Here is an 18821-nt window from a genome sequence, read left to right as displayed (position 1 = left end):
TGCTTTGACTTTGATGTCAAAGTTATAGGGTCAAGCCTCACGAGCAATTAGTACTGGTTAGCTTAACGCATTACTGCGCTTCCACACCCAGCCTATCAACGTCCTGGTCTTGAACGACTCTTCAGGGGGCTCGAGGCCCCGGCAAGACTCATCTTGAGACGAGTTTCCCGCTTAGATGCTTTCAGCGGTTATCTCTTCCGCACATAGCTACCCGGCGATGCCACTGGCGTGACAACCGGTACACCAGAGGTGCGTCCACTCCGGTCCTCTCGTACTAGGAGCAGGCTCTCTCAATCTTGCAGCGCCCACGGAAGATAGGGACCAAACTGTCTCACGACGTTTTAAACCCAGCTCACGTACCTCTTTAAATGGCGAACAGCCATACCCTTGGGACCGGCTACAGCCCCAGGATGAGATGAGCCGACATCGAGGTGCCAAACACCGCCGTCGATATGAACTCTTGGGCGGTATCAGCCTGTTATCCCCAGAGTACCTTTTATCCGTTGAGCGATGGCCCTTCCATACAGAACCACCGGATCACTTTGTCCTACTTTCGTACCTGCTCGACTTGTCAGTCTCGCAGTCAAGCACGCTTATGCCAATGCACTATCAACACGATTTCCGACCGTATTTAGCGTACCTTCGAACTCCTCCGTTACACTTTGGGAGGAGACCGCCCCAGTCAAACTGCCCACCATACACTGTCCCCAACCCGGATAACGGGCCAAGGTTAGAACCTCAAACACACCAGGGTGGTATTTCAACGTTGGCTCCATGAGAACTAGCGTCCTCACTTCAAAGCCTCCCACCTATCCTACACAGATCTGTTCAAAGTCCAATGTAAAGCTACAGTAAAGGTTCATGGGGTCTTTCCGTCTTTCCGCGGGGAGATTGCATCATCACAAACATTTCAACTTCGCTGAGTCTCTGGAGGAGACAGTGTGGCCATCATTACGCCATTCGTGCAGGTCGGAACTTACCCGACAAGGAATTTCGCTACCTTAGGACCGTTATAGTTACGGCCGCCGTTTACTGGGACTTCAGTCAAGAGCTTGCACCCCATCATTTAATCTTCCAGCACCGGGCAGGCGTCACACCCTATACGTCGACTTTCGTCTTTGCAGAGTGCTGTGTTTTTATTAAACAGTTGCAGCCACCGATTCTCTGCGACCTTTATCGGCTCCCCAAGTCAATGGTTCACCTACCAAAGGCACACCTTCTTCCGAAGTTACGGTGTCAATTTGCCGAGTTCCTTCTCCAGAGTTCTCTCAAGCGCCTTAGAATACTCATCTCGCGCACCAGTGTCGGTTTGCGGTACGGTCGTTACAAGCTGAAGCTTAGTGGCTTTTCCTGGAAGCAGGGTATCACTCACTTCGTCTGCAAGCAGACTCGTTATCACGCCTCATCTAAGCCCCCCGGATTTGCCTAAGGGGCATGACTACACGCTTGAACCGGGACATCCAACACCCGGCTGAGCTAACCTTCTCCGTCCCCACATCGCACTTGTAATCGGTACAGGAATATTCACCTGTTTCCCATCAGCTACGCATCTCTGCCTCGCCTTAGGGGCCGACTCACCCTACGCCGATGAACGTTGCGTAGGAAACCTTGCGCTTACGGCGAGGGGGCTTTTCACCCCCTTTAACGCTACTCATGTCAGCATTCGCACTTCTGATACCTCCAGCATCCTTCACAAGACACCTTCACAGGCTTACAGAACGCTCTCCTACCACGCACAGTAAACTGTGCATCCGCAGCTTCGGTAACTGGCTTGAGCCCCGTTACATCTTCCGCGCAGGACGACTCGATCAGTGAGCTATTACGCTTTCTTTAAATGATGGCTGCTTCTAAGCCAACATCCTGACTGTTTTAGCCTTCCCACTTCGTTTCCCACTTAGCCAATTTTGGGGACCTTAGCTGGCGGTCTGGGTTGTTTCCCTCTTGAGTCCGGACGTTAGCACCCGGTGCTCTGTCTCCCAAGCTGTACTCATCGGTATTCGGAGTTTGCAATGGTTTGGTAAGTCGCCATGACCCCCTAGCCATAACAGTGCTCTACCCCCGATGGTAATACTTGAGGCACTACCTAAATAGTTTTCGGAGAGAACCAGCTATTTCCAAGTTTGTTTAGCCTTTCACCCCTATCCACAGCTCATCCGCTAGTTTTGCAACACTAGTCGGTTCGGACCTCCAGTGCGTGTTACCGCACCTTCATCCTGGCCATGGATAGATCACTTGGTTTCGGGTCTACACCCAGCGACTGATTCGCCCTATTCGGACTCGGTTTCCCTGCGCCTACCCTAATCGGTTAAGCTCGCCACTGAATGTAAGTCGCTGACCCATTATACAAAAGGTACGCAGTCACCCGTTTCCAGGCTCCTACTTTTTGTATGCATGCGGTTTCAGGATCTATTTCACTCCCCTCCCGGGGTTCTTTTCGCCTTTCCCTCACGGTACTTGTTCACTATCGGTCGATTACGAGTATTTAGCCTTGGAGGATGGTCCCCCCATATTCAGACAGGATTACACGTGTCCCGCCCTACTTGTCGTACGCTCAGTTCCACAGCCGACTTTTCTCATACGGGGCTATCACCCGCTGTGGCCGGACTTTCCATTCCGTTCTGATAAGTCGATTGCTAAAACGTACAGGCTCTTCCGATTTCGCTCGCCACTACTCTCGGAATCTCGGTTGATGTCTTTTCCTCCAGCTACTGAGATGTTTCAGTTCGCCGGGTTCGCCTCGCATGACTATGTATTCATCATGCGATACCCTTGCGGGTGGGTTTCCCCATTCGGATATCTCCGGATCAAAGCTAATTTGCCAGCTCCCCGAAGCTTTTCGCAGGCTATCACGTCCTTCGTCGCCTGTAATCGCCAAGGCATCCACCACATGCACTTAGTCACTTGACCCTATAACTTTGACATCGATGACAAATCGACGCCGTCAAGGACTTTCACCGACACCCAGCGACTAAGCTGGTGCCGATATTTGAGTATTCACGTTCGCCGTACTTTCCAACTCGCTTTCTTCTTGGCTGCGGATCGCTCCACAACCAGTCTTTTCACGGTTGAAGTCTGTTGACGCAATCAATGCGTCACTGATGGCACGGTGCTTGCACGCCACCCCGAAGGATGCATGCTCGCTTTCCATCAGCAACGCTGATTCGACTCTACGAATTTTTAAAGAACAACAGCCTTCTCTCAAAGGCAGACCTGAACGCTTGACGACAAGCGCTCAGGTCTGCTCTAGAAGAACTACAGAAGAATGGTGGAGGATGACGGGATCGAACCGACGACCCCCTGCTTGCAAAGCAGGTGCTCTCCCAGCTGAGCTAATCCCCCTTCTTGATGACCGGTGGTGGGTCTGGTTGGATTCGAACCAACGACCCCCGCCTTATCAAGACGGTGCTCTAACCGACTGAGCTACAGACCCCAATCTTCTGCATCTGTCGTAACAACCGATAAGTGTGGGCGCAAGAACTTGAGCACCAGTTTGGACTTGGCTGACCAGGATGGTCCTAAGACCTGCCAGGCTGCTTCGTCATTTTCCAGAAAGGAGGTGATCCAGCCGCACCTTCCGATACGGCTACCTTGTTACGACTTCACCCCAGTCACGAACCCCGCCGTGGTAATCGCCCTCCTTGCGGTTAGGCTAACTACTTCTGGCGAGACCCGCTCCCATGGTGTGACGGGCGGTGTGTACAAGACCCGGGAACGTATTCACCGCGGCAAGCTGATCCGCGATTACTAGCGATTCCGACTTCACGCAGTCGAGTTGCAGACTGCGATCCGGACTACGACCGGTTTTCTGGGATTGGCTCCCCCTCGCGGGTTGGCAGCCCTCTGTACCGGCCATTGTATGACGTGTGTAGCCCTACCCATAAGGGCCATGAGGACCTGACGTCATCCCCACCTTCCTCCGGTTTGTCACCGGCAGTCTCATTAGAGTGCCCTTTCGTAGCAACTAATGACAAGGGTTGCGCTCGTTGCGGGACTTAACCCAACATCTCACGACACGAGCTGACGACGGCCATGCAGCACCTGTGTTCTGATTCTCTTTCGAGCACTCCCACATCTCTGCAGGATTTCAGACATGTCAAGGGTAGGTAAGGTTTTTCGCGTTGCATCGAATTAAACCACATCATCCACCGCTTGTGCGGGTCCCCGTCAATTCCTTTGAGTTTCAACCTTGCGGCCGTACTCCCCAGGCGGTCAACTTCACGCGTTAGCTTCGTTACTGAGAAGAAACCCTCCCAACAACCAGTTGACATCGTTTAGGGCGTGGACTACCAGGGTATCTAATCCTGTTTGCTCCCCACGCTTTCGTGCATGAGCGTCAGTACAGGTCCAGGGGATTGCCTTCGCCATCGGTGTTCCTCCGCATATCTACGCATTTCACTGCTACACGCGGAATTCCATCCCCCTCTACCGTACTCTAGCTCTACAGTCACAAATGCAGTTCCCAGGTTGAGCCCGGGGATTTCACATCTGTCTTATAGAACCGCCTGCGCACGCTTTACGCCCAGTAATTCCGATTAACGCTTGCACCCTACGTATTACCGCGGCTGCTGGCACGTAGTTAGCCGGTGCTTATTCTTCAGGTACCGTCATCGCTCCAGGGTATTAGCCCGAAGCATTTCTTCCCTGACAAAAGCGGTTTACAACCCGAAGGCCTTCTTCCCGCACGCGGTATGGCTGGATCAGGCTTTCGCCCATTGTCCAAAATTCCCCACTGCTGCCTCCCGTAGGAGTCTGGGCCGTGTCTCAGTCCCAGTGTGGCTGGTCGTCCTCTCAGACCAGCTACAGATCGCAGGCTTGGTGGGCCTTTACCCCACCAACTACCTAATCTGCCATCGGCCGCTCCAATCGCGCGAGGCCCTTGCGAGTCCCCCGCTTTCACCCTCAGGTCGTATGCGGTATTAGCGTAGCTTTCGCTACGTTATCCCCCACGACTGGGCACGTTCCGATGTATTACTCACCCGTTCGCCACTCTCAAGGGTTGCCCCTCTACCGTTCGACTTGCATGTGTAAGGCATACCGCCAGCGTTCAATCTGAGCCAGGATCAAACTCTTCAGTTCGATCTTGTGTTCTCAAGGAATTGAAGTGAACTTCACTTCAAATTTTCCATGAGCGTTTAAGGTCCATGAGACCGGACCCGAAGATCCAGGCACTCGCCTTCAAACGCCCACGCTTATCGGCTGTTAATTTTTAAAGAGCATCCGGAGAACCGGGGCAACAACCAGAAGAACCAGTCGTCAGCACAGAAGCGAGATTATCATCAACTTTTAAAACACTGTCAAGTCATTGACGTTAACAGGGTCTTTGGTCGCGGAAAATACTCTCACCTCTAAAGACTGAGGCGATGCACGCCGCACTCTTTAGAGAAGAAAACGCCCAGTCAGATGACTGGGCGTTTCTCGGAATAGAAGCCTGACGATGACCTACTTTCACACGCGCGGTGCGCACTATCATCGGCGCTAAGTCGTTTCACGGTCCTGTTCGGGATGGGAAGGGGTGGTTCCAACTTGCTATGGTCGTCAGGCGTAAAGGGTCTGCCCGGTGGGGTGCTCAGAGGAGAGCGCCTTGGGTGGGCAGGAATTCGCAGAGTCGAATCTGGTATTGATTGCGTTGTACAAGGATATTGTACGGACAGACTGTAAGTACGGTTCACTGAATACTGCTTTGACTTTGATGTCAAAGTTATAGGGTCAAGCCTCACGAGCAATTAGTACTGGTTAGCTTAACGCATTACTGCGCTTCCACACCCAGCCTATCAACGTCCTGGTCTTGAACGACTCTTCAGGGGGCTCGAGGCCCCGGCAAGACTCATCTTGAGACGAGTTTCCCGCTTAGATGCTTTCAGCGGTTATCTCTTCCGCACATAGCTACCCGGCGATGCCACTGGCGTGACAACCGGTACACCAGAGGTGCGTCCACTCCGGTCCTCTCGTACTAGGAGCAGGCTCTCTCAATCTTGCAGCGCCCACGGAAGATAGGGACCAAACTGTCTCACGACGTTTTAAACCCAGCTCACGTACCTCTTTAAATGGCGAACAGCCATACCCTTGGGACCGGCTACAGCCCCAGGATGAGATGAGCCGACATCGAGGTGCCAAACACCGCCGTCGATATGAACTCTTGGGCGGTATCAGCCTGTTATCCCCAGAGTACCTTTTATCCGTTGAGCGATGGCCCTTCCATACAGAACCACCGGATCACTTTGTCCTACTTTCGTACCTGCTCGACTTGTCAGTCTCGCAGTCAAGCACGCTTATGCCAATGCACTATCAACACGATTTCCGACCGTATTTAGCGTACCTTCGAACTCCTCCGTTACACTTTGGGAGGAGACCGCCCCAGTCAAACTGCCCACCATACACTGTCCCCAACCCGGATAACGGGCCAAGGTTAGAACCTCAAACACACCAGGGTGGTATTTCAACGTTGGCTCCATGAGAACTAGCGTCCTCACTTCAAAGCCTCCCACCTATCCTACACAGATCTGTTCAAAGTCCAATGTAAAGCTACAGTAAAGGTTCATGGGGTCTTTCCGTCTTTCCGCGGGGAGATTGCATCATCACAAACATTTCAACTTCGCTGAGTCTCTGGAGGAGACAGTGTGGCCATCATTACGCCATTCGTGCAGGTCGGAACTTACCCGACAAGGAATTTCGCTACCTTAGGACCGTTATAGTTACGGCCGCCGTTTACTGGGACTTCAGTCAAGAGCTTGCACCCCATCATTTAATCTTCCAGCACCGGGCAGGCGTCACACCCTATACGTCGACTTTCGTCTTTGCAGAGTGCTGTGTTTTTATTAAACAGTTGCAGCCACCGATTCTCTGCGACCTTTATCGGCTCCCCAAGTCAATGGTTCACCTACCAAAGGCACACCTTCTTCCGAAGTTACGGTGTCAATTTGCCGAGTTCCTTCTCCAGAGTTCTCTCAAGCGCCTTAGAATACTCATCTCGCGCACCAGTGTCGGTTTGCGGTACGGTCGTTACAAGCTGAAGCTTAGTGGCTTTTCCTGGAAGCAGGGTATCACTCACTTCGTCTGCAAGCAGACTCGTTATCACGCCTCATCTAAGCCCCCCGGATTTGCCTAAGGGGCATGACTACACGCTTGAACCGGGACATCCAACACCCGGCTGAGCTAACCTTCTCCGTCCCCACATCGCACTTGTAATCGGTACAGGAATATTCACCTGTTTCCCATCAGCTACGCATCTCTGCCTCGCCTTAGGGGCCGACTCACCCTACGCCGATGAACGTTGCGTAGGAAACCTTGCGCTTACGGCGAGGGGGCTTTTCACCCCCTTTAACGCTACTCATGTCAGCATTCGCACTTCTGATACCTCCAGCATCCTTCACAAGACACCTTCACAGGCTTACAGAACGCTCTCCTACCACGCACAGTAAACTGTGCATCCGCAGCTTCGGTAACTGGCTTGAGCCCCGTTACATCTTCCGCGCAGGACGACTCGATCAGTGAGCTATTACGCTTTCTTTAAATGATGGCTGCTTCTAAGCCAACATCCTGACTGTTTTAGCCTTCCCACTTCGTTTCCCACTTAGCCAATTTTGGGGACCTTAGCTGGCGGTCTGGGTTGTTTCCCTCTTGAGTCCGGACGTTAGCACCCGGTGCTCTGTCTCCCAAGCTGTACTCATCGGTATTCGGAGTTTGCAATGGTTTGGTAAGTCGCCATGACCCCCTAGCCATAACAGTGCTCTACCCCCGATGGTAATACTTGAGGCACTACCTAAATAGTTTTCGGAGAGAACCAGCTATTTCCAAGTTTGTTTAGCCTTTCACCCCTATCCACAGCTCATCCGCTAGTTTTGCAACACTAGTCGGTTCGGACCTCCAGTGCGTGTTACCGCACCTTCATCCTGGCCATGGATAGATCACTTGGTTTCGGGTCTACACCCAGCGACTGATTCGCCCTATTCGGACTCGGTTTCCCTGCGCCTACCCTAATCGGTTAAGCTCGCCACTGAATGTAAGTCGCTGACCCATTATACAAAAGGTACGCAGTCACCCGTTTCCAGGCTCCTACTTTTTGTATGCATGCGGTTTCAGGATCTATTTCACTCCCCTCCCGGGGTTCTTTTCGCCTTTCCCTCACGGTACTTGTTCACTATCGGTCGATTACGAGTATTTAGCCTTGGAGGATGGTCCCCCCATATTCAGACAGGATTACACGTGTCCCGCCCTACTTGTCGTACGCTCAGTTCCACAGCCGACTTTTCTCATACGGGGCTATCACCCGCTGTGGCCGGACTTTCCATTCCGTTCTGATAAGTCGATTGCTAAAACGTACAGGCTCTTCCGATTTCGCTCGCCACTACTCTCGGAATCTCGGTTGATGTCTTTTCCTCCAGCTACTGAGATGTTTCAGTTCGCCGGGTTCGCCTCGCATGACTATGTATTCATCATGCGATACCCTTGCGGGTGGGTTTCCCCATTCGGATATCTCCGGATCAAAGCTAATTTGCCAGCTCCCCGAAGCTTTTCGCAGGCTATCACGTCCTTCGTCGCCTGTAATCGCCAAGGCATCCACCACATGCACTTAGTCACTTGACCCTATAACTTTGACATCGATGACAAATCGACGCCGTCAAGGACTTTCACCGACACCCAGCGACTAAGCTGGTGCCGATATTTGAGTATTCACGTTCGCCGTACTTTCCAACTCGCTTTCTTCTTGGCTGCGGATCGCTCCACAACCAGTCTTTTCACGGTTGAAGTCTGTTGACGCAATCAATGCGTCACTGATGGCACGGTGCTTGCACGCCACCCCGAAGGATGCATGCTCGCTTTCCATCAGCAACGCTGATTCGACTCTACGAATTTTTAAAGAACAACAGCCTTCTCTCAAAGGCAGACCTGAACGCTTGACGACAAGCGCTCAGGTCTGCTCTAGAAGAACTACAGAAGAATGGTGGAGGATGACGGGATCGAACCGACGACCCCCTGCTTGCAAAGCAGGTGCTCTCCCAGCTGAGCTAATCCCCCTTCTTGATGACCGGTGGTGGGTCTGGTTGGATTCGAACCAACGACCCCCGCCTTATCAAGACGGTGCTCTAACCGACTGAGCTACAGACCCCAATCTTCTGCATCTGTCGTAACAACCGATAAGTGTGGGCGCAAGAACTTGAGCACCAGTTTGGACTTGGCTGACCAGGATGGTCCTAAGACCTGCCAGGCTGCTTCGTCATTTTCCAGAAAGGAGGTGATCCAGCCGCACCTTCCGATACGGCTACCTTGTTACGACTTCACCCCAGTCACGAACCCCGCCGTGGTAATCGCCCTCCTTGCGGTTAGGCTAACTACTTCTGGCGAGACCCGCTCCCATGGTGTGACGGGCGGTGTGTACAAGACCCGGGAACGTATTCACCGCGGCAAGCTGATCCGCGATTACTAGCGATTCCGACTTCACGCAGTCGAGTTGCAGACTGCGATCCGGACTACGACCGGTTTTCTGGGATTGGCTCCCCCTCGCGGGTTGGCAGCCCTCTGTACCGGCCATTGTATGACGTGTGTAGCCCTACCCATAAGGGCCATGAGGACCTGACGTCATCCCCACCTTCCTCCGGTTTGTCACCGGCAGTCTCATTAGAGTGCCCTTTCGTAGCAACTAATGACAAGGGTTGCGCTCGTTGCGGGACTTAACCCAACATCTCACGACACGAGCTGACGACGGCCATGCAGCACCTGTGTTCTGATTCTCTTTCGAGCACTCCCACATCTCTGCAGGATTTCAGACATGTCAAGGGTAGGTAAGGTTTTTCGCGTTGCATCGAATTAAACCACATCATCCACCGCTTGTGCGGGTCCCCGTCAATTCCTTTGAGTTTCAACCTTGCGGCCGTACTCCCCAGGCGGTCAACTTCACGCGTTAGCTTCGTTACTGAGAAGAAACCCTCCCAACAACCAGTTGACATCGTTTAGGGCGTGGACTACCAGGGTATCTAATCCTGTTTGCTCCCCACGCTTTCGTGCATGAGCGTCAGTACAGGTCCAGGGGATTGCCTTCGCCATCGGTGTTCCTCCGCATATCTACGCATTTCACTGCTACACGCGGAATTCCATCCCCCTCTACCGTACTCTAGCTCTACAGTCACAAATGCAGTTCCCAGGTTGAGCCCGGGGATTTCACATCTGTCTTATAGAACCGCCTGCGCACGCTTTACGCCCAGTAATTCCGATTAACGCTTGCACCCTACGTATTACCGCGGCTGCTGGCACGTAGTTAGCCGGTGCTTATTCTTCAGGTACCGTCATCGCTCCAGGGTATTAGCCCGAAGCATTTCTTCCCTGACAAAAGCGGTTTACAACCCGAAGGCCTTCTTCCCGCACGCGGTATGGCTGGATCAGGCTTTCGCCCATTGTCCAAAATTCCCCACTGCTGCCTCCCGTAGGAGTCTGGGCCGTGTCTCAGTCCCAGTGTGGCTGGTCGTCCTCTCAGACCAGCTACAGATCGCAGGCTTGGTGGGCCTTTACCCCACCAACTACCTAATCTGCCATCGGCCGCTCCAATCGCGCGAGGCCCTTGCGAGTCCCCCGCTTTCACCCTCAGGTCGTATGCGGTATTAGCGTAGCTTTCGCTACGTTATCCCCCACGACTGGGCACGTTCCGATGTATTACTCACCCGTTCGCCACTCTCAAGGGTTGCCCCTCTACCGTTCGACTTGCATGTGTAAGGCATACCGCCAGCGTTCAATCTGAGCCAGGATCAAACTCTTCAGTTCGATCTTGTGTTCTCAAGGAATTGAAGTGAACTTCACTTCAAATTTTCCATGAGCGTTTAAGGTCCATGAGACCGGACCCGAAGATCCAGGCACTCGCCTTCAAACGCCCACGCTTATCGGCTGTTAATTTTTAAAGAGCATCCGGAGAACCGGGGCAACAACCAGAAGAACCAGTCGTCAGCACAGAAGCGAGATTATCATCAACTTTTAAAACACTGTCAAGTCATTGACGTTAACAGGGTCTTTACTTGCTGAGCGAACTAGTATGATCCGCCGCTCTGTCTCGCTGCAAACAACTTTTTGTCTGCAGCGAAGACCACGATTGTAGATCGAATCAAATCAGCAACGCAAGCACTTCACCCAAGAATTTTTCAGGCAGCGGCGTCCGCAGCCGCAGATGCGCCCTTGATGCGCCCCGACAGATAGGCGAGCGCCTCTTCTACCTGGTCGACCAGCACCAGACAGAGATCACCCGGCTCCAGCCGATCCAGCGCCGTGTCGATGGCGAGGAACTCGCCACGGACTTCATCAATGCGCGTGGTGCGCGCAGCGTTGCCCAGTCCCTGCCGCAGCAGGCCGATCACTTCGCCATCCTCCCGGCCGCGCTGACAGGCATCCTGGTAGAGGATCACGTCGTCGAAGGCGGCGCCCAGGATCTGCGTCTGCTCGCGGATGTCCTGGTCACGGCGGTCACCCGCACCACTGATGACCACCGACCGGCGCCGTGCCGGCAGTGCCTCCACCGCACTGACCAGCGCACGCATCGCGTCCGGGTTGTGTCCATAGTCGGCGATGACGGTGGCTCCGCGGTAGTCCATGACGTTGAAGCGCCCCGGCGCGTTGTCGGAGTCGTTGACAAAGCTGGCCAGTCCGCGGCGGATCGAATCCCAGTCCAGACCCGACCCCCACGCAGCAGCGACAGACGCCATCACGTTCTCGACCTGGAAGCCGATGGTGCCATTGCGGGTAATGGGAATGTCGCGCAGCGCGATCAGCTCCCGGCGCGCGCCCTGGGCCGCGACCAGATGGTCCTGGTCTATGTAGACACAGCGCTTGCCTTGCGCACGGTGGGTGGCCATGACCGGGTGCTGCCGGTCGGCGGCGAAGAAAATCACCTGTCCCGGGCAGGTCGCCGCCATCGTGACGACGATCGGATCGGCCGCATTGAGCACAGCGTAGCCGCTGGTCGCCACGTTCTGCACGATCACCCGTTTCAGCACCGCCAGATCCTCGACCGTGGTGATGTAGTTCAACCCCAGGTGGTCACCTGCACCGATGTTGGTCACCACCGCGACCTGGCAGCGGTCGAAGCCCAGCCCTTCACGCAGCACGCCACCGCGGGCGGTCTCGAACACCGCCGCGTCCACGTCCGGATGCATCAGCACATTGCGCGCACTGCGCGGGCCGCTGCAATCGCCGCTGTCGATCTGACGGCCGTTGACGTAGACCCCATCGGTGTTGGTCATGCCCACGCGCAGGCCACTGGTGGCGAAGAGATGCGCGATGAGGCGGGCCGTCGTCGTCTTGCCATTGGTGCCGGTGACAGCGATGACCGGGATCCGGCCGTCGTCGCCGGGCGCGTAGAGGTGGCCGATCATGGCCTCGCCGACGGGACGGCCCTTGCCATAGGAGGGCGAGAGGTGCATGCGCAGTCCGGGCGCCGCGTTGACCTCGACAATGCCCCCGTCCTGCTCCTCCAGCGGACGCAGCACGCTCTCGCACACGACGTCGACCCCACAGATGTGCAACCCGACCATCTGCGCAGCGGCCACGGCCCTCGCCGCCACCTCGGGGTGCACGTCGTCGGTCACGTCGGTTGCGCTGCCGCCGGTGCTCAGGTTGGCGTTGTTGCGCAGGCTGACGCGGTGGCCCTTTTCGGGAATCGAGGTCGGCGTGAGGCCCTGCAGCGTCAGGCGCGCCACGGCGATGTCGTCGAAGCGGATCTTGGTCAGTGACGTGGCGTGACCATCACCGCGGCGCGGGTCGGCATTGACCGCATCGACCAGCTCGCGCACGGTATGGACCCCATCGCCGATGACGTGGGGAGGATCGCGGCGCGCCGCGGCCACCAGCTGGTGCCCGACCACCAGCATCCGGAAATCACTGCCCGGCAGGTATTTCTCGACCAGCACCTCGCCGATCTCGGCGGCGACGGCATACGCCTGCTCCAGGTGTGCGCGGTCCACGATGTTGACCGTCACCCCCTTGCCCTGGTTGCCGTCCAGCGGCTTGAGCACGACCGGCAACCCGATCTCGCAAGCGATCGCCCACGCATCGTCCACCGACACCGCGGGCCGGCCCAGCGGCACCGGCACGCCCGCAGCGTGCAGCAGCTTCTTGGTCAGGTCCTTGTCCTGCGCGATGGACTCCGAGACCGCACTGGTCGAATCCACCTCGGCGGCCTGGATGCGGCGCTGGCGCGAACCCCAGCCGAACTGCACCAGACTGCCCTGCGTCAGACGCCGGTACGGAATGCCGCGCGCCAAGGCAGCCGACACGATCGCGCCGGTGCTCGGGCCGAGGCGCACGTTCTCGTCGATCTCGCGCAGCCGGGCGATGGCCGCGTTCACGTCGAAGGCCGTATCGGCCAGCGCCGCCTGGATCAGCTGCTCGGCGAGTTCCAGCGCGAGCCGGCCCACTTCCTCCTCGCTGTACTCGACGACGACCTGGTAGATGCCAGGCTCGACGGTGGCCGAGGTGCGGCTGAAGGTGACCGGGCAGCCGGCCTGCGCCTGCAGTGCCAGCGTCGCGGTTTCCAGCACCTGCGCCAGCGCGACATCGCCGCGCTGGGATCCGGCCGGCACGGCGCCGATGGCCGGAAAGCGCGCGCGCAGGCGGGCCTCGAAACCCGGCAGCCGCGCAATCGCGCGCTCGTTGTCGGCACAGGAAACGATGGCTTCGACCGCGGTGTGGCGGCTCCAGAGGTTGGGGCCACGCAGGGCCCGAATGCGTGAAACGTCCATCAGTGGGTCGCAGTCCGGTGGTGAAGAAGGTTCACGAGCGTGTCGGGCTCGATGCGAAAGTTTCGAGGCCAGCGGCCATCAACTCGGGCGCGATGCCCAGTGCCCAGCCCGTGGCCACGGCCGCCAGCACGACCGGCGGCGCCAGCGCGATGCGGCGACGCTGCAGGTCCACACAGACGACCTCGGTGGCCCCGGTGGCCAGCACCACCCGCGACGACCGCAGCAGCACCGCGCGCCCGCCCTGCGCCCGGTGGGCAGCCACGGCCTCGCTGTCCTCGGCCAGCAGGCTGTAGAGCAGCACCTCGCCATCGGACAGGCGGGCCATGTCGGCGATGCGCTCGTCATCGGCATTCAGGACGGCCGCCCCCTCAGGCAGCACGACGTCGACCTGCGTGCGCATCACGCGCGGCATCTGCTCGATGTCGCGGATGTCGTGGCGCGCCAGGGTCTCGGCCCCCCCCAGGTCCGTGACCACGCCGACGTGGCAGCGGTCGTACGGCAGACCGTCGTCGAGGATGGTGGCCGCCCCGTTCTCGACCACCACGGTCTGCACTTCGCGGTTCATCAGCAGCCGATGACCACTCGCCCAGTTGGCACAGTCGCCGCGGCCAACCCGGCGTCCAGCCAGGAACAGCCCGTCGCGACAGGCCAGCCCCACATGCTTGCCGCTCAGGTGCACCAGCCAGGCGACCAGTTGCGCAATGTCGGCGGCGTCCAGCGAACCCGCCACACCAACCACTGGAATCCGGCCGCTGTCCTCTTCGCCGAACAGGTGGTTGACGATGTCGCGCCCGACGGGGCGTGGCATGCCTTCCGCCGGCTTGAGGTGCATCAGCAGGCCGGGGCCGGCATTGACCTCGACAATGGCGCCGCCGGTCTCGTGCAGCGGGCGGCGGATGTCGGTGGTCACCAGATCGATGCCAGCGATGTCCAGCCCGACCATGCGCGCGGCCAGTCCGACCTGGCTGGCCACATCGGGGTGGATGACATCGGTGCAGTCGATCGCGACATTGCCGTTGCGCTGGATCAGCACAGCGCGCCCGGCCGCCGGGACTGCGTCCGGACCGACCAGCCCCTGCCGCTCCAGCAGCAGCCGGATCACCGGCTCGCGCTCCAGGCGGATGGTTTCGAGCGGGAACTCCTCGGCGTCACCACGGCGGGGATCGGTGTTGAGCTGGCGGTCGATCAGCGCCGTGATGGTGGACGTGCCGTCGCCCGTGACCCACAGGCTTTCGCCCCGCGCAGCCGCCACCACCTGACCGCCGACCACCAGCAGCCGGTGTTCGTCGCCACGGATGTAGCGTTCGACGAGCACCTCGCTGCCTTCGGCATCGGCCACGGCCCAGGCGGCCATGACCTCTTCGCGGGTCTGCAGGTCCAGGCTGACACCACGTCCGTGGTTCGCGTCGGTGGGCTTCACCACGACCGGCAGGCCGATGTCCTGCGCCTCGTCCCAGGCGGCTTCGGCATCTGCGGCCACCGCGCCTTCGGGCACCGGCACACCACACGCCTTCAGCAGCGTCTTGGTCAGATCCTTGTCCCCGGCGATGCCTTCGGCAATGGCGCTCGTGAGGTCGGTCTCGGCAGTCCAGATGCGGCGCTGGGCCGCGCCGTAACCCAGCTGCACGAGGTTGCCGTCGTTGAGACGGATGTGCGGGATGCGGCGGTCGGTGGCCGCGCCGACGATGCTGGCCGTGCTCGGGCCGAGGTAGCAATCGTCGATCTTCTCGCGCACACGCTCGACGGCGGCTGGCACCTCGAAGGCCTCGTCGTTGATCGCCGACATCAGCAGCATGTGCCCTTCCGCCAGCGCGGTGCGGGCGACCTGCTCGTCACGGGCGCGGAACACCATGCGGTAGACGCCGTGCTGCGAGGTGCTGCGGGTCTGACCGAAGCCGGTGGGCATGCCGGCCAGGTTCAGCAGCTCGATGACCACATGCTCCAGCACATGGCCCATCCAGGTGCCCTCTTCGAGTCGCTGCAGGAAGCCGCCGCGCTCGCCGACACCACAGTGGTGCTCGATCAGCGCCGGCAGCATGCCCGTCAGCCGGTCGTTGAACCCGGGCAGCCGGTGCGAGGGCCAGTCTTCCAGTTCTCCCAGATCGAGCCAGACCTCCAGCACGGGGCGGTAGGTCCAGACATTCGGGCCGCGCAGGTAAGTGATGCGCTGCAGGGTGATGTTTTCTTTCTTGCTCATGTCCTGGGGAGCTGCGGTTGGGGCTCGGGGAAACCATTGTGCATAGCAATTCTTGCGGGAAGTCATCTCGGAGCGCCGACGGTCCGTTGTCCAGGGGTGGCCTTCATCTGCAGAAATCTGCCACGGGTGGCTTGCGCCAGAATCGACCATCCCCAAGAACACGCTCGCATGCCAGCACACCCCATCGCGGCCTCCAGGAATCTCGCTCCCACTCGCCTTCTCCCGCAGGAGAACGTCGTGACCACCCTGGAGGTTGACCTCGACGACCGTCTGCATTTCAACACCAGTGCGCTCACGCTGACCGACCGGCGCCTGCTGTGGCGCCGCGGCGGTCCGGCCGACCAGGACCACAGCTGGTCGCTGGACGACGCCCTGACCCTGCGCCACCACGACCACGCCGGTGTCGGCACGCTCGAACTGCACAGCCCGCAGGCGCGGCTGGCCGTCTGGCGCTTCACCCTCGGACAGAACGTGCAGGCGCTGCGCCTGGTGCGGCAGTTCGAGGCGCAGCAGGCCTTGCGCCGCCAGCCCGCCACACACGCCGCCGCCGACACCGACCACGAGGCCGGCACCTGCCCGACCTGCCACGCCCCGCTGCCCCCCGAGAGCGATGAGTGCGCCGTCTGCACCCGCGAGCTGTCCACGCCGCCCTCGACCTGGGTGCTGCTGCGGCTGTGGCGCTTCGCGAAGCCTTACCAGTGGAAGCTGCTGCTGGGCTTCCTGCTGACGCTGGCGTCCACCGCCGCGACGCTGGTGCCGCCCTACCTGACCATCCCGCTGATGGACAACGTGCTGATCCCGTTCCAGAACGGCCAGCGCATCGACCCGCACTACGTGATGACCCTGCTGGCCGGACTGCTCGGCGCGGGGCTGCTCGCCTGGGGGCTGGGCTGGGCGCGGACCTGGCTGCTGGCGATCGTCTCCGAGCGCATCGCCGCCGACCTGCGCACGACCGCCTTCGACCACCTGCTCGGCCTGTCGCTCGACTACTTCGGCGCCAAGCGCACGGGTGACCTGATCGCCCGCATCGGCTCCGAGACCGACCGCCTCTCGGTCTTCCTGTCGCTGCACGCGCTCGACTTCGCCACCGACGTGCTGATGCTGGGCATGACCTCCGTCATCCTGTTCTCGGTCAACCCGTGGCTGGCGCTGGTGACGCTGCTGCCGCTGCCCTTCATCGCCTGGATGATCCACCTGGTGCGCGACCGGCTGCGCACCGGCTTCGAGAAGATCGACCGCGTCTGGGGCGACGTGACCAACGTGCTGGCCGACACCATCCCCGGCGTGCGCGTGGTCAAGGCCTTCGCGCAGGAAGCGCGCGAATCGCAGCGCTTCCAGGAAGCCAACGCCGCCAACCTCGCCGTCAACGACAAGCTCAACAAGACCTGGAGCCTGTTCACGCCGACCGTGACGCTGCTGACCGACATCGGCCTGCTCGTCGTCTGGGCGTTTGGCATCTGGCAGGTCAGCAAGGGCGACATCACGGTGGGCGTGCTGACCGCGTTCCTCGCCTACATCGGCCGCTTCTACGGCCGGCTCGACTCGATGAGCCGCATCGTCTCGGTGACGCAGAAGGCCGCCGCCGGCGCCAAGCGCATCTTCGACATCCTCGACCACGTCTCCAACGTGCCGGAGCCCGAGCAGCCCGTACCGACCGGCGCGCTGCAGGGCGCTGTCACGCTGGAGAACATCGGCTTCCGCTACGGCAGCCGCTCGGTGATCCGCGGCATGAGCCTGGACATCCGGCCCGGCGAGATGATCGGTCTGGTCGGTCACTCCGGCTCGGGCAAGAGCACGCTGGTCAACCTGATCTGCCGCTTCTACGACGTGACCGACGGCTCGATCCGCGTCGATGGCACCGACATCCGCCGCTTCGCCGTGGCCGACTACCGCCGCCACATCGGCCTGGTGCTGCAGGAGCCCTTCCTGTTCTTCGGCACCATCGCCGAGAACATCGCCTACGGCCTGCCTGGTGCCACGCGCGAGCAGATCATCGCCGCCGCCCGCGCCGCACACGCCCACGACTTCATCCTGCGCCTGCCGCAGGGCTACGACTCGCTGGTCGGCGAGCGCGGTCAGGGCCTCTCAGGCGGCGAGCGCCAGCGCATCTCCATCGCGCGGGCGCTGCTGATCGACCCGCGTCTGCTCATCCTGGACGAGGCCACCGCCAGCGTCGACACCGAGACCGAGCGCGAGATCCAGAAGGCGCTCGACAACCTCGTGCAGGGCCGCACGACGATCGCCATCGCCCACCGCCTGTCCACGCTGCGCAAGGCGGACCGGCTGGTGGTGATGGACCGTGGCGCGGTGGTCGAGGTCGGCACGCATGAGGAACTGATGGCCGCACAGGGCCACTACTTCCGACTCTACGAAGCCCAGGCGCGCCGCACGGATGCTGGCGATGGCCCGGACACCGACGCCGCCTGACCCGCCGAAGGAATCCCGCGATGTTCACCCTCGAACGCCAGGCCGACGGCCGCCTCACCTACACCGGCGCAGACGCCCAGGTCCACCACGGCATCACGCCCGTGCGCGCATTTCCCGTCTCCGCCCCGGACGCCGGCCTGTCCCTCGTCAGCGCCGAAGGGCATGAGCTGGTCTGGATCGACCGACTCGACGCCCTGCCCGCACGCCTGCGCACGCTGATCGAGGAAGAACTCGCCCACCGCGAGTTCATGCCCGAAATCCGGCGCGTGGTGGAGGTCTCCACCTTCTCGACCCCCAGCACCTGGACCGTGGAGACCGACCGTGGCCTGACCACGCTCGTGCTCAAGGTCGAGGAGGACATCCGCCGCCTGCCCGAACGCGGCCGGCTGCTCATCACCAGCGGCCACGGCATCGTGTTCTCGGTGCGGGACATGGCGGCACTGGACCGCCATTCGCGCAAGCTGATGGAGCGGTTCCTCTGA

At 59.4% G+C, this 18821-nt stretch carries 4 protein-coding genes, 4 tRNA genes and 5 rRNA genes; 2 read left to right on the top strand and 11 right to left on the bottom strand.

The window, feature by feature from the left end; genetic code table 11:
• Window positions 1-26 precede the first annotated feature (26 nt).
• From U5O44_RS11920 to U5O44_RS11870, 11 genes are all read right to left on the bottom strand, one after another.
• A 23S ribosomal RNA gene (locus U5O44_RS11920) occupies window positions 27-2907 on the bottom strand.
• A gap of 356 nt (window positions 2908-3263) precedes the next feature.
• Window positions 3264-3339 (bottom strand) — tRNA-Ala (locus U5O44_RS11915).
• 14 nt (window positions 3340-3353) lie between these two features.
• Window positions 3354-3430: transfer RNA gene (locus tag U5O44_RS11910), tRNA-Ile, on the bottom strand.
• A gap of 119 nt (window positions 3431-3549) precedes the next feature.
• Window positions 3550-5076, bottom strand: a 16S ribosomal RNA gene (locus U5O44_RS11905).
• Between the two features lie 350 nt (window positions 5077-5426).
• Window positions 5427-5540 (bottom strand): 5S ribosomal RNA (gene rrf, locus U5O44_RS11900).
• Window positions 5541-5702: 162 nt separating this feature from the next.
• Window positions 5703-8583, bottom strand: a 23S ribosomal RNA gene (locus U5O44_RS11895).
• A 356-nt stretch (window positions 8584-8939) separates the two neighbouring features.
• A tRNA-Ala gene (locus tag U5O44_RS11890) sits at window positions 8940-9015 on the bottom strand.
• Window positions 9016-9029: 14 nt separating this feature from the next.
• Window positions 9030-9106 (bottom strand) — tRNA-Ile (locus U5O44_RS11885).
• A gap of 119 nt (window positions 9107-9225) precedes the next feature.
• Window positions 9226-10752: ribosomal RNA gene (locus tag U5O44_RS11880) — 16S ribosomal RNA — on the bottom strand.
• Together the 16S, 23S and 5S rRNA genes with 4 tRNA genes alongside form the textbook arrangement of a ribosomal RNA operon.
• 371 nt (window positions 10753-11123) lie before the next feature.
• A complete protein-coding gene (gene cphA / locus U5O44_RS11875) occupies window positions 11124-13715 on the bottom strand; it encodes a cyanophycin synthetase (RefSeq protein ID WP_322588687.1) in 2592 nt (863 codons plus the stop codon).
• A gap of 31 nt (window positions 13716-13746) precedes the next feature.
• A complete protein-coding gene (locus tag U5O44_RS11870) occupies window positions 13747-15912 on the bottom strand; it encodes a cyanophycin synthetase (RefSeq protein WP_322588686.1) in 2166 nt (721 codons plus the stop codon).
• Window positions 15913-16080: 168 nt separating this feature from the next.
• Between U5O44_RS11870 and U5O44_RS11865 the strand changes: the two genes are divergently transcribed.
• Both U5O44_RS11865 and U5O44_RS11860 read left to right on the top strand, forming a co-directional pair.
• Entirely contained in the window at window positions 16081-18339 is a 2259-nt protein-coding gene (locus U5O44_RS11865; RefSeq protein ID WP_322588685.1) for a cyanophycin metabolism-associated ABC transporter, read from the top strand.
• Window positions 18340-18359: 20 nt separating this feature from the next.
• Window positions 18360-18821 carry a cyanophycin metabolism-associated DUF1854 family protein gene (locus U5O44_RS11860; protein ID WP_322588684.1) on the top strand — a complete coding sequence of 154 codons (462 nt, stop codon included), beginning with the start codon at window positions 18360-18362 and terminating at the stop codon, window positions 18819-18821.

It is taken from the genome of Sphaerotilus sp. (assembly GCF_034519685.1).
In the GTDB taxonomy this organism is placed as follows: Bacteria; Pseudomonadota; Gammaproteobacteria; order Burkholderiales; family Burkholderiaceae_C; genus Sphaerotilus.
The sequence above is the reverse complement of the archived record's forward strand: the minus strand, read 5'-3'. Positions and strand labels throughout refer to the sequence as shown.

What these genes read in the sequence shown, in the direction of transcription:
- U5O44_RS11860 (WP_322588684.1), top strand. Translation starts at nt 18,360, where the DNA reads ATGTTCACCCTCGAACGCCAGGCCGACGGCCGCCTCACCTACACCGGC.
- U5O44_RS11870 (WP_322588686.1), bottom strand. Translation starts at nt 15,912, where the DNA reads ATGAGCAAGAAAGAAAACATCACCCTGCAGCGCATCACTTACCTGCGC.
- cphA (WP_322588687.1), bottom strand. Translation starts at nt 13,715, where the DNA reads ATGGACGTTTCACGCATTCGGGCCCTGCGTGGCCCCAACCTCTGGAGC.
- U5O44_RS11865 (WP_322588685.1), top strand. Translation starts at nt 16,081, where the DNA reads ATGCCAGCACACCCCATCGCGGCCTCCAGGAATCTCGCTCCCACTCGC.